Here is a 12,599-nt window from a genome sequence, read left to right as displayed (position 1 = left end):
TTGAAGGCAAGGGACTAGACCATGCATTTCACCATTCAACGCGAAGCCCTGTTGAAACCCCTGCAACTGGTCGCCGGTGTCGTCGAGCGCCGTCAGACCTTGCCGGTCCTGTCGAACGTATTGCTGGTCGTACAAGGCCAGCAGCTGTCGTTGACCGGTACCGACCTGGAAGTCGAACTGGTAGGCCGCGTGCAACTGGAAGAGCCGGCCGAGCCTGGCGAAATCACTGTCCCGGCCCGTAAGCTGATGGACATCTGCAAAAGCCTGCCGAACGACGCGCTGATCGATATCAAGGTCGATGAGCAGAAACTGCTGGTCAAGGCCGGCCGCAGCCGCTTCACCCTGTCGACCCTGCCAGCCAATGACTTCCCGACCGTGGAAGAAGGCCCGGGCTCGCTGACCTGCAATCTGGAGCAAAGCAAGCTGCGCCGTCTGATCGAGCGCACCAGCTTCGCCATGGCCCAGCAGGATGTACGCTACTACCTCAACGGCATGCTGCTTGAGGTTTCCCGCAACACCCTGCGCGCCGTTTCCACCGATGGTCATCGTCTGGCACTGTGCTCCATGACCGCGCCGATCGAGCAGGATGAGCGTCACCAGGTCATCGTGCCACGCAAAGGTATTCTGGAATTGGCGCGCCTGTTGACCGATCCGGAAGGCATGGTCAGCATCGTTCTGGGTCAGCACCACATCCGCGCCACCACCGGCGAGTTCACCTTCACCTCCAAGCTGGTGGATGGCAAGTTCCCGGACTACGAGCGTGTACTGCCTAAAGGCGGTGACAAGCTGGTGGTCGGCGACCGTCAGGCACTGCGTGAAGCCTTCAGCCGTACCGCGATTCTTTCAAACGAAAAGTACCGCGGTATCCGCCTGCAACTGGCTGCCGGTCAATTGAAGATCCAGGCCAACAACCCCGAGCAGGAAGAAGCTGAAGAAGAGATCAGCGTGGACTACGAAGGTAGCTCGCTGGAAATCGGCTTCAACGTCAGCTACCTGCTGGACGTGCTGGGCGTGATGACTACCGAGCAAGTTCGTCTGATCCTGTCTGATTCCAACAGCAGTGCCCTGCTGCAGGAAGCTGGCAATGACGACTCTTCCTACGTTGTCATGCCGATGCGCCTGTAACCTGTAGCTGGCGAAATGTCCCTTCGACGTATCATGGTCACCGCGGTGCGCAACTTGCACCCGGTGACACTCTTACCCTCCCCCCGAATCAACATCCTTTACGGCGCCAACGGCAGCGGCAAAACCAGCGTGCTTGAAGCCGTGCACTTGCTCGGGCTGGCGCGCTCATTTCGCAGCACCCGCCTGAACCCGGTCATTCAGTACGAACAGTCGTCCTGTACGGTATTTGGCGAGGTGCAGTTGACGGAGGGTGGCACGAGCAATCTCGGGGTGTCCCGGGAGCGTCAGGGGGAGTTCACCATCCGTATCGATGGGCAGAATGCCCGCAGCGCCGCGCAACTGGCGGAGCTGCTGCCGCTTCAGCTCATCAACCCAGACAGTTTCCGGCTGCTGGAAGGTGCCCCGAAAATACGCCGCCAGTTCCTGGATTGGGGTGTGTTCCACGTGGAACCTCGTTTCCTGCCCGCCTGGCAACGGCTGCAGAAGGCGCTGCGGCAGCGGAACTCATGGTTGCGTCATGGTACACTTGACCCAGCTTCGCAAGCCGCCTGGGACCGGGAATTGTGCCTGGCCAGCGCGGAAATAGATGAATACCGTCGCAACTACATCAAGGCCTTGAAGCCCGTCTTCGAGCGAACCCTGAGCGAACTGGTCGAGCTGGACGGGTTGACCCTGAGCTACTACCGAGGCTGGGACAAGGACCGGGAACTGCAAGAAGTACTCGCCTCCTCTCTCCTTCGCGATCAGCAGATGGGCCATACCCAGGCCGGTCCGCAGCGTGCTGATCTGCGTCTTCGTCTGGCTGCCAACAACGCAGCCGACATCCTGTCGCGTGGTCAGCAGAAGCTGGTGGTGTGCGCATTGCGCATTGCCCAAGGCCACCTCGTTAGCCAGGCTCGCCGCGGTCACTGTATTTATCTCGTGGATGACTTGCCGTCCGAACTGGACGACCAGCATCGCCGCGCGCTGTGCCGCTTGCTTGAAGAATTACGCTGCCAGGTGTTCATCACCTGTGTAGATCACGAATTACTGAGGGAAGGCTGGCAGACGGAAACGCCAGTTGCTTTGTTCCACGTGGAACAAGGCCGTATCACCCAGACCCACGACCATCGGGAGTGAAGGCATGAGCGAAAATCAAACGTACGACTCCTCCAGCATCAAGGTGCTGAAAGGTTTGGATGCCGTACGCAAGCGTCCCGGCATGTACATTGGCGACACCGATGATGGTAGCGGCCTGCACCACATGGTCTTCGAGGTGGTCGACAACTCCATCGACGAAGCCCTCGCCGGTCACTGCGATGACATCACTGTCATCATTCACCCGGATGAATCCATCAGTGTGCGCGACAACGGTCGCGGCATTCCGGTCGACGTGCATAAAGAAGAAGGCGTTTCCGCAGCAGAGGTCATCATGACCGTGCTGCACGCCGGTGGTAAGTTCGACGACAACTCCTATAAGGTATCCGGCGGCCTGCACGGCGTAGGTGTTTCGGTCGTGAACGCCCTTTCCGAAAAGCTGGTGCTGACCGTTCGCCGTAGCGGCAAGATCTGGGAACAGACCTACGTTCACGGTGTGCCACAAGCGCCGATGGCGGTTGTCGGTGACAGCGAAACCACCGGTACCCACATCCATTTCAAACCGTCGGCTGAAACCTTCAAGAACATTCACTTCAGCTGGGACATCCTGGCCAAGCGCATCCGCGAGTTGTCGTTCCTCAACTCGGGCGTTGGCATTCTGCTGAAGGATGAGCGCAGCGGTAAGGAAGAGTTCTTCAAGTACGAAGGCGGCCTGCGCGCGTTCGTCGAGTACTTGAACACCAACAAGACGCCGGTTAACTCCCAGGTGTTCCACTTCAACGTCCAGCGTGACGATGGCGTGGGTGTGGAAGTGGCCCTGCAGTGGAACGACAGCTTCAACGAAAACCTGCTGTGCTTCACCAACAACATTCCGCAACGTGATGGCGGTACTCACTTGGTGGGCTTCCGTTCTTCGCTGACCCGTAGCCTGAACAGCTACATCGAGCAGGAAGGCCTAGCCAAGAAAAACAAGGTGGCAACCACTGGCGACGACGCCCGTGAAGGCCTGACCGCGATCATCTCGGTGAAAGTGCCGGACCCTAAGTTCAGCTCTCAAACCAAAGACAAGCTGGTGTCCTCGGAGGTGAAAACCGCCGTGGAACAGGAGATGAACAAGTACTTCGCCGACTTCCTGCTGGAGAACCCGAACGAGGCCAAGGCCGTCGTTGGCAAGATGATCGACGCAGCCCGTGCCCGTGAAGCCGCGCGTAAAGCCCGTGAGATGACGCGCCGCAAAGGGGCGTTGGATATCGCTGGCCTGCCGGGCAAACTGGCAGACTGCCAAGAGAAGGACCCTGCCCTTTCCGAACTGTACCTGGTGGAGGGTGACTCCGCGGGTGGTTCGGCCAAGCAAGGCCGTAACCGTCGTACCCAGGCTATCCTGCCGCTGAAGGGTAAAATCCTCAACGTCGAGAAAGCGCGTTTCGACAAGATGATCTCGTCCCAGGAAGTGGGCACGCTGATCACCGCACTGGGCTGCGGTATCGGCCGCGAAGAGTACAACATCGACAAGCTGCGTTATCACAACATCATCATCATGACCGATGCTGACGTTGACGGTTCGCACATCCGTACCCTGCTGCTTACCTTCTTCTTCCGTCAGTTGCCGGAGCTGGTCGAGCGCGGCTACATCTACATCGCCCAGCCACCGTTGTACAAGGTGAAGAAAGGCAAGCAGGAGCAGTACATCAAGGACGACGAGGCCATGGAAGAGTACATGACCCAGTCGGCCTTGGAAGATGCCAGCTTGCACCTGGACGAATCGGCGCCAGCGGTTTCCGGTGTGCAGCTGGAAGCGCTGGTGAATGAGTTCCGTAGCGTGATGAAAACCCTCAAGCGCCTGTCGCGCTTGTACCCGGAAGAGCTGACCGAGCACTTCATCTACCTGCCGGAGGTGACTCTGGAGCAGTTGGGTGACCAGGCTGTGATGCAAGCCTGGCTGACCAAGTTCCAGGAGCGTCTGAGCAACAGCCAGAAGTCTGGCCTGGTTTACAAAGCCAGCCTGCGCGAAGACAAAGAGCGCAACGTATGGCTGCCAGAAGTGGAAGTCACCTCTCACGGCCTGGCCAGCTACGTCACCTTCAACCGCGACTTCTTCGGCAGCAATGACTACCGCACCGTAGTCAATGTGGGTGCCAAGCTGTCCAGCCTGTTGGGTGAAGGTGCTTACGTGCAGCGCGGTGAGCGCCGCAAGGCAATCGTCGAGTTCAAGGAAGGCCTGGATTGGTTGATGAACGAGACCACCAAGCGCCACACCATCCAGCGATACAAAGGGCTGGGTGAGATGAACCCGGACCAGCTGTGGGAAACCACCATGGACCCGACCGTTCGCCGTATGCTCAAGGTCACCATCGAAGATGCAATTGCTGCGGACCAGATCTTCAACACCTTGATGGGTGATGCAGTCGAGCCGCGTCGTGATTTCATCGAAAGTAACGCGCTGTCGGTGTCGAACCTGGACTTCTGATCAGGGGTAATTCACCAAGCACTAAAAAGCCCGCTGATGCGGGCTTTTTAGTGTCTGCAGTAAATCAGTAGCCGCTGAGAATGTTCACGATCACACCGCTGGCAATCGCTACCAGCACATAGTCGCCATTCACATACAACCAACGGTGATCGCGTGGCGGCGCATACAGGTGGCGCGCTTTCCAGTCGGTCACCCAATAACGGTCACCCCGGTAATGTGGATCAACTACATGGCCGCGCTGCCATTGCTGATGAGGCATCGGCATGCCTTGTTGTGGGCGGAAATTCGGATCACGGTAAGCGGGACCGCGGCCATTGTCATGTCGGCCTTGTTGCTTCGGCTGACCATGTGGCGGGTTGCCCTGGTGTGATGGGCCACCATCATATCGGTCGGGCGGTCCCGGTTGGGCGAAGCTGGCCAGTGGTGCGCTGAGCATGAGCGCGGCGCAGATCACAGTTAGGGTTTTCTTCATTTGATGCGGTCCTCTGCCTGTTATCGCCTGGTCAGCACTGACTGCCAGGTTCGGATAACTGATCAGACCACGATTTTCTCGGTTCAATGTCAGGGTGCAGGTAAAGGTCCGGTAAAGTCTGCCGTCCTTTCAGCTCAGCCCGAGCGCCTTCAGGCGGCGATAGAGCGTGCGCTCACTCATGCCAAGATGGCTGGCCAGTTCACTGCGTGAGCCCTTGAACTGCTCCAGTGCCTGGGCCAGTTCACCCAGGTCATTGCGACGGCCGCTGCCTTTAGCCGGGCCAGTCAGCCCAGTGTCTTCCGGTAAATGCTCCGGTCGGATCAGCCCGTCATCGGCAAACAAACGCGCGCGTTCCAGAATATTGCGCAGCTCGCGGATATTGCCTGGGAAGGGATGCAACGCAAGTTGCTGCAAGGCCTCGTCACTCAACCTGGGCGTTGGCTTGCCAGCCATGCGCTGCAGCAGGCTCTGCGCGAGCAGTGGTAGATCTTCCACCCGTTCGCGCAGCGCAGGCAGGCGAATCGGAAAGCCGCTGATGCGGTAATACAGGTCTTCACGGAAGGTGCCATCCGCGACCATTTGCTTGAGTGGTTTGTGGGTGGCCGATACCAGGCGGAAATCGGAATGCACCGTGCGCAGGCTGCCCACCGGGCGGAAGCTGCCAGACTCGATCAGGCGCAGCAGCTTCACCTGCATCGCCAGCGGTACTTCGCCGATTTCGTCGAGGAACAAGGTGCCGCCATGGGCCGCCTCGGCCAGCCCGATCTTGCGTTGGTTGGCTCCGGTGAACGCGCCCTTCTCATAACCGAACAGCTCACTTTCGAACAACGACTCGGTCAGGCCTGTGCAGTCGACCACCACCAGCGGGCCGTTGGCTCTGGGGCTGCCCATGTGCACCGCACGCGCGAACAGCTCCTTGCCGGTACCCGACTCGCCTTGCAGCAGCACCGGGATCTGCGCGGGTGCCGCACGCTGCAGGCTGGCCAAGGCGGTCTTGAAGGTGGGCGCGCGGCCGACCAAACCCTGCTCCTGAGGTTGTGCCGAGGCGAGGGTGATGGTGGTCAGGCGTTCGACAAAGGCTACCACCCTGCCCTGTTCATCCAGAATTGGCCGCAGTTCGACATCGACATGTTCGGGGCCGCGTGGCGTGTGATGAATGTGCAACACCCGCTCCGGTACCTTGCTGTCCCACGCTTTGCGCATCGGGCAATGCTCGCCAGCCTGGTCGCATGGCACGGCATAGTGATGCGAAACCTTGTGGCACTTCTGGCCCAGCGGCGCCTGATCCTGCTGGCCGAACTGGCGGCGATAGGCCGCGTTGGCAGCGAGGATGTTGTAGTCGGTGTCCAGAACGATGGTCGGCAGGGCATCGTGCTCAAGGTAGGAAACCAGAGCTAGGATGAGGTGATGGGCTTCAGGCATGACGGTACCGTATGGATTACCGACGCAGGGTAACAAGGACTGCCAAACACTGCCATTGGCTGACAGTCGACTGCCAACTACGCTGCCAATAATGCCAACAGCTGTCAGCAGCGGGCCGGTTTCATGGGCCCATGCGCAGGAAAAAGCCTGGCATGCATCTTGATAACCCTCCTGTCACTGCCTACGCCAGTACAAGGCGGGGCGGATAAATTGGAGAACGTGATGATCATCGGCAACAACCTTCACGTGGACGCCTTTTTCGACGAGGCGACCTCGACCATCAGCTACCTGGTCATGGACCGTGAAACCCGGCAATGCGCCTTGATCGACAGCGTGCTGGATTATGACCCCAAGTCCGGGCGCACCTGCAGCGCTTCGGCAGATCGCCTGATCGAGCGTGTGAACGAGCTGAATGCCAGCGTGCGGTGGGTGCTGGAAACCCATGTGCACGCCGACCATCTTTCAGCGGCCGCCTACCTGAAGGAAAAACTGGGCGGCCATACCGCTATCGGCGCCCACATCACCCAGGTGCAGAAGGTGTTCGGCGCTTTGTTCAACGCTGAGCCTGGCTTCGCCCGTGATGGCAGCCAGTTCGATGTGCTGCTCGAAGACGAGGAGGGTTTCCGTATTGGCAACCTGCAGGCGCGGGCGCTGCACACGCCGGGGCACACACCCGCGTGCATGAGCTTCATGATCGAAGACGCCGGCGAGATCGCGGTGTTCGTGGGTGACACCTTGTTCATGCCTGACTATGGCACCGCCCGCTGCGATTTCCCTGGGGCCGACGCCCGTACCTTGTACCGCTCGATCCGTCGCCTGTTGGCGTTCCCCGACCAGACCCGTTTGTTCATGTGCCACGACTACCTGCCAGGTGGGCGCGACATGCAGTACGTCACCACCGTGGCCGAGCAGCGCGCCCACAACATTCACATTCACCAGGGTATCGATGAGGACAGCTTCGTTGCCATGCGCGAAGCCCGCGACAAGACCCTCGACATGCCTGTGCTGATTCTGCCCTCGGTGCAGGTGAACATGCGCAGCGGCCAACTCCCCGCGCCGGAAGCGAACGGCGTGAGCTATTTGAAGATCCCGCTGAACAAGCTGTAACCGCCCTGCCCCATAACCAGATTTCCAGGATTTACCGCCATGCCTGCCTTGTTGTCCCCTGCCAATACCGATCACCACAAGGTGGTCATCGTCGGTGCCGGTGCCGCCGGTATCGCCACCGCCTCCAGCCTGATCAGCCGCGTCCCGTCGCTGGATGTGGCTTTGATCGACCCCGCCGAGGTGCATTACTACCAGCCTGGCTGGACCATGGTCGGTGCCGGTGTGTTCAAGGCGCCGAGCACCGCCCGTACCATGGCCTCGACCATTCCGCGCGGTGTGCGCTGGGTCAAGGCGCGGGTACAGGGTTTCGATCCGTTGGGCCAGTTGGTCCTCCTCGAAGGTGGCCGCGCCATCAGTTATGAACAGCTGATAGTCTGCCCCGGCCTGAAGCTGGACTGGGCGGCCATCGATGGGCTCAGCGAAACCCTTGGCCGTAACGGCGTCACCTCCAACTATCGCTACCACCTGGCGCCCTATACCTGGGAGCTGGTGCAGAAGCTCAAGCAAGGCCGTGCCGTGTTCAGCCAGCCGCCCATGCCGATCAAGTGCGCCGGCGCACCGCAAAAGGCGCTGTACCTGTCTTGCGACCACTGGCTGCGCCATGGCCATCTGGGCGCAGTGAAAGCCAGCTTCTTCAATGCGGGGGCTGTGTTGTTCGGTGTGGCGGATTACGTGCCGGCGCTGATGAAGTACATCGAAAAGTACGCCGTCGACCTCAATTTCTCGCACCGCCTGGTCGCTGTGGACGGCCCGAACAAGCGCGCCACCTTCGTGCGTACCCTGGCCGATGGCAGCAGCGAAACCCGCATCGAAGCCTTCGACATGCTCCATGTGGTTCCACCACAGGTGGCGCCGGACTTCATTCGCGAAAGCGCCTTGGCCGATAGCGCCGGCTGGGTCGATGTGGATCCGCATACCCTGCGCCATCGTAAGTACATCAACGTCCATGCATTGGGTGACGTTGCCAACACCAGCAATGCCAAGACCGCCGCTGCGGCCCGCAAGCAAGCCCCCGTGGTGGCCAACAATGTGCTGGTGGCATTGGGCAGGTTGCCGAGCCTGGCCCATTACGACGGCTATGGCTCGTGCCCACTGACCGTCGAGCGCGGCAAGATCGTTTTGGCCGAGTTCACCTATGGCGGCAAGCTGGCGCCGAGCTTTCCCAGCTGGCTGCTGGATGGCCGCAAGCCCACACGTCTGGCCTGGTTGCTCAAGGCTCAGGCGCTACCACCGTTGTACTGGCAAGGCATGCTCAAGGGCCGCGAGTGGTTGGCACGCCCGCAGCTGATAGCCGAGGGTGGGCAGTGATCGAGCATCAATTGTTGGGGGCGGGCCTGGGCGCGATCATCGGCGCGGTGCTGGCGTTGACCGGCGCGGGCGGTGGCATTCTTGCAGTGCCCTTGCTGGTGTTCGGCCTGGGGTTGTCGATGGTCGAAGCGGCACCGGTCGGCTTGTTGGCCGTAGGTATGGCGGCGGCGGTGGGCGCTGTGCTGGGCTTGCGCCAAGGTTTGGTGCGCTATCGGGCGGCGCTGTTCATTGCGTTGGTCGGTGTGGCGGCAGCACCGTTCGGGTTGATGCTGGCGCACCGTCTGCCCAATACACCGCTGCAGTTGGTGTTCGCCGGGGTGCTGGTTTACGCCTGCCTGCGTATCTGGCGCAAGGCGGTCAGGGAACTGCGCGGCGAAGCCAATGATGCTCATCGCTTTATCGAGCCCTGTGTGCTGAATCCGTTGCAGGGTCGTTTGCGCTGGACCCTGCCCTGTGCGCGTGCATTGGCATTCACAGGTGCCTTGTCCGGGTTGCTGTCCGGCCTGCTCGGGGTGGGTGGAGGGTTCGTCATCATCCCGGCCTTGAACCGCTACACCAACCTGCGCATGGCCAGCATCGTCTCCACCTCGCTGGCGGTGATCGCCCTGGTCTCCACTGGCAGTGTGGTCAGCGCCAGCTTGGCGGGCGTCATGCACTGGCAGGTTGGCGCTCCGTTTGCCATCGGCGCGGTACTTGGCCTGCTGTTGGCGCGGCCTTTGGCGGCCAAGCTGGCGGGGCCGCGCTTACAGCAGCTGTTTGCAGTGGCAGGTTGGACGGCGGCCTTGCTGCTGGCTGGCAAGTCGCTATTGGGCTAGCAGTTCGTCCTGCTGCGCCGCACACAGCGCCAGCAGGTAGTCCCACACCACCCGCAGGCGCACTGATTTATGCAGCTCGCGGCGGGTGCAGATCCAGTAACTGCGCTGGATGGTTTCGCCCGGCAGCACGCGTACCAGTGTCGGGTCGTGGCGGGCCATGTAGTTGGGCAGCACGGCGATGCCCAGACCGGCGCGGGCGGCGGCTTGCTGGGCGATCACGCTGGTGCTGCGAAACACCACGTTGGGGGCTCGGCAGAAGCTGTTGAGAAACAGCAGTTCCTGGCTGAACAGCAAGTCGTCGACGTAGCCGATCCAGCTGTGCCGGGCCAGGTCTTCGCGGTTGCGCAGAGGGGGCGCGCGGTCCAGATAATCCTGGCTGGCGTACAACGCCAGGCGATAATCGGTGAGTTTGCGAGTGATCAGCAGATCGGCATTGGGCCGCTCCAGGTGGATACTGATTTCCGCCTCACGGTTGAGGATGCTGACGAAACGCGGCACGGCCACCAGTTCCACTTCCAGGCCCGGGTAGCGCTCGAACAACGCATTCATCCGCGGGGTGAAGAACATGATGCCGATGCCTTCGGTCACCCCCAGGCGAATCTTGCCCAGCGGGGTGATGGCCTGGGTAATTTCTTCCTGCGCCAGCAGGGCGACATTCTCCATGGCTTCGGCATGCTTGAGCAGGGCCTGGCCCGAGGGGGTCAGCTCGTAACCCTGGGCATGCTGCACGAACAGCGCGGTGCCCAGGCTTTGCTCGATACTCTCGATGTGCCGGGCCACGGTGCTGTGGGTAGTGTTCAGACGCTTGGCGGCGGTAAGCAGGCGGCCGCTGCGCTGTAACTCGAGGAAAAACCGCAGATCGTTCCAGTCGAACATGCTGATCCTTTTTGGCAGTTCGTTTCGGCCGTTTCGCGGGCATGCCCGCTCCCACAGGTACAGCGAACATCCTGAAGGTAAGGTGATCCCTGTGGGAGCGGGCGAGCCCGCGAAGAGGCCGGTACAGGCTTACCGTTGTGCTAAAACGCACAGCGGCTGCGTGAAATCTCGTGTTTCCTCCACGAAATTACTCACTAAGATGAATCGGGACAAGAATAATAATCAGGCCCGAGGTTGCACATGCCATCAGCCGATTCTGTCTTCGACTACGTGGTCGTTGGTGCCGGCCCTGCCGGTTGCCTGTTGGCCAATCGTTTGTCCGCCGATCCCTCCTGCCGCGTGCTGCTGCTGGAAGCGGGTGGCCGCGACAACTATCCCTGGATCCACATCCCCGTCGGTTATCTCTACTGTATCGGCAATCCACGTACCGATTGGTGCTTCAAGACCGAGGCACAGCCCGGCCTGGGTGGCCGCGCACTGGGCTATCCACGGGGCAAGGTGCTCGGTGGCTGTTCTTCGATCAATGGCATGATCTACATGCGTGGCCAGGCCGCCGACTATGACCAGTGGGCCGAGCAAGGCAACCAGGGCTGGGCCTGGAAAGACGTGCTGCCGCTGTTCAAGGCCAGCGAGCACCACTTTGCCGACGCCAGCGAACACCATGGCGGTGATGGCGAATGGCGGGTCGAGCGCCAGCGTTACAGTTGGCCGATCCTCGATGCTTTCCGCGATGCCGCCGAGCAAAGCGGTATCGGTAAGGTCGATGACTTCAATACCGGCGACAACCAGGGCTGTGGATACTTTCAGGTCAACCAGCGTAGCGGTGTGCGCTGGAACGCCTCCAAAGCGTTCCTGCGGCCAATCAAGGGCCGCGCCAACCTCACCGTGCTGACCGGCGTTCAGGTTGACCAGGTACTGCTCAACAACACCCGGGCGCGGGCCGTGAAAGCGTTTTGGCAAGGCGCCTGGCATGAGTTTGCGGCGCGCCGCGAGATTGTGCTCTGTGCGGGTGCGGTCGGTTCGCCAGGCATCCTGCAGCGCTCCGGCATTGGCCCGCGTCAGTTGCTGGAAACCTTGGGGATTGGCGTGCGGCACGACATGCCTGGTGTTGGCGGCAACCTGCAGGACCACCTGCAATTGCGCCTGATCTACCAGGTTAGCAATACCCGTACCTTGAACCAGATGGCCAACAGCCTCTGGGGCAAGATGGGCATGGGCCTGCGCTACCTCTACGACCGCAGCGGCCCATTGGCCATGGCGCCCAGCCAACTCGGCGCGTTCGTGCGTTCGAGCCCGGAACACGCCACTGCCAACCTTCAGTACCACGTGCAGCCCCTATCACTGGAGCGTTTTGGCGAGCCGTTGCATCGGTTCCCGGCCTTTACTGCCTCGGTATGCAACCTGCGCCCGGCCAGCCGTGGGCGTATCGATATCTGCAGCACCGACATGAACAGCGCGCCGCTGATCAACCCCAACTACCTCAGCGACCCGCAGGACCTGCGCGTCGCCGCCGATGCCATCCGCCTCACCCGGCGTATCGTCCAAGCCCCTGCCCTTGCCGCTTTCGAGCCCAAGGAGTATCTGCCGGGCCCGGCGCTGCAAAGCGAGGAGCAATTGTTCGAGGCCGCCGGCAAGATCGGCACCACCATCTTCCACCCGGTCGGTACCTGCCGCATGGGTAACGGTGCCATGGATGTTGTGGATAACCAGCTGCGCGTACACGGCATCCCAGGCCTGCGGGTGGCAGATGCCTCGATCATGCCGCAGATCACTTCCGGCAATACCTGTTCACCCACCCTGATGATCGCCGAGAAGGCGGCGCAACTGATCCTCAAAGGAGCTGCCACCCAAACCTACTTGAACGAAGACGCGTTACCGACGCCCTGACCCGGGTGCGTGCAGTACCGGCGGCTTGCGGTCAGAAGCCGCC

At 61.0% G+C, this 12,599-nt stretch carries 10 protein-coding genes; 7 read left to right on the top strand and 3 right to left on the bottom strand.

The features are described 5' to 3' along the window. Positions 1-21 precede the first annotated feature (21 nt). Genes dnaN through gyrB form a run of 3 tightly spaced genes read left to right on the top strand, consistent with a single transcriptional unit; the run spans position 22 to position 4,669 of the window. A complete protein-coding gene (gene dnaN, locus ACNFBR_RS17965; protein WP_416736157.1) occupies positions 22-1,125 on the top strand; it encodes a DNA polymerase III subunit beta in 1,104 nt (367 codons plus the stop codon). A gap of 15 nt (positions 1,126-1,140) precedes the next feature. Then, complete coding sequence (gene recF, locus ACNFBR_RS17960; RefSeq protein ID WP_416736156.1) at positions 1,141-2,244, top strand: DNA replication/repair protein RecF; 1,104 nt, start codon at positions 1,141-1,143, stop codon at positions 2,242-2,244. Between the two features lie 4 nt (positions 2,245-2,248). Continuing rightward, on the top strand, positions 2,249-4,669 hold the full coding sequence (gyrB, locus tag ACNFBR_RS17955; RefSeq protein WP_416736155.1) for a DNA topoisomerase (ATP-hydrolyzing) subunit B: 2,421 nt from the start codon (positions 2,249-2,251) through the stop codon (positions 4,667-4,669). Positions 4,670-4,733: 64 nt separating this feature from the next. Here the strand turns inward: gyrB and ACNFBR_RS17950 are convergent, their stop codons facing one another. Together ACNFBR_RS17950 and ACNFBR_RS17945 are read right to left on the bottom strand one after the other, a co-directional pair. Next, a complete protein-coding gene (locus ACNFBR_RS17950) occupies positions 4,734-5,141 on the bottom strand; it encodes an RcnB family protein (RefSeq protein ID WP_416736154.1) in 408 nt (135 codons plus the stop codon). A gap of 129 nt (positions 5,142-5,270) precedes the next feature. Continuing rightward, positions 5,271-6,563, bottom strand: coding sequence for a sigma-54 interaction domain-containing protein (locus ACNFBR_RS17945; protein WP_416736153.1), 1,293 nt, complete (start codon positions 6,561-6,563; stop codon positions 5,271-5,273). Positions 6,564-6,785: 222 nt separating this feature from the next. On the opposite strand from ACNFBR_RS17945, the gene ACNFBR_RS17940 reads away from it, so the two are divergent. From ACNFBR_RS17940 to ACNFBR_RS17930, 3 genes are read left to right on the top strand one after another with little or no spacing between them, the layout of a single operon-like run. Then, positions 6,786-7,670 carry an MBL fold metallo-hydrolase gene (locus ACNFBR_RS17940; RefSeq protein ID WP_416736152.1) on the top strand — a complete coding sequence of 295 codons (885 nt, stop codon included), beginning with the start codon at positions 6,786-6,788 and terminating at the stop codon, positions 7,668-7,670. 39 nt (positions 7,671-7,709) lie between these two features. Next, the gene (locus ACNFBR_RS17935) at positions 7,710-8,978 is read left to right on the top strand and encodes an NAD(P)/FAD-dependent oxidoreductase (RefSeq protein WP_416736151.1); all 1,269 of its coding nucleotides are present in this window, start codon (positions 7,710-7,712) and stop codon (positions 8,976-8,978) included. Continuing rightward, positions 8,975-9,793 carry a sulfite exporter TauE/SafE family protein gene (locus ACNFBR_RS17930; protein WP_416736150.1) on the top strand — a complete coding sequence of 273 codons (819 nt, stop codon included), beginning with the start codon at positions 8,975-8,977 and terminating at the stop codon, positions 9,791-9,793. Before ACNFBR_RS17935 ends, ACNFBR_RS17930 begins: the two co-directional genes overlap by 4 nt. On the opposite strand, the gene ACNFBR_RS17925 is transcribed toward ACNFBR_RS17930, so the two are convergent. Beyond that, the gene (locus ACNFBR_RS17925; protein ID WP_416736149.1) at positions 9,782-10,669 is read right to left on the bottom strand and encodes a LysR family transcriptional regulator; all 888 of its coding nucleotides are present in this window, start codon (positions 10,667-10,669) and stop codon (positions 9,782-9,784) included. The two genes, ACNFBR_RS17930 and ACNFBR_RS17925, sit on opposite strands and share 12 nt — an antisense overlap. A 240-nt stretch (positions 10,670-10,909) precedes the next feature. Here ACNFBR_RS17925 and ACNFBR_RS17920 point away from each other — a divergent pair, with 240 nt between their 5' ends. Further along, positions 10,910-12,556: a GMC family oxidoreductase gene (locus ACNFBR_RS17920; protein WP_416736148.1), complete on the top strand. Its 1,647-nt coding sequence runs from the start codon at positions 10,910-10,912 to the stop codon at positions 12,554-12,556. Positions 12,557-12,599 lie beyond the last annotated feature (43 nt).

This window comes from Pseudomonas sp. NY11955 (assembly GCF_048068035.1).
Taxonomy (GTDB): domain Bacteria; phylum Pseudomonadota; class Gammaproteobacteria; order Pseudomonadales; family Pseudomonadaceae; genus Aquipseudomonas.
This window is presented reverse-complemented; position numbering and strand designations above follow the sequence as displayed.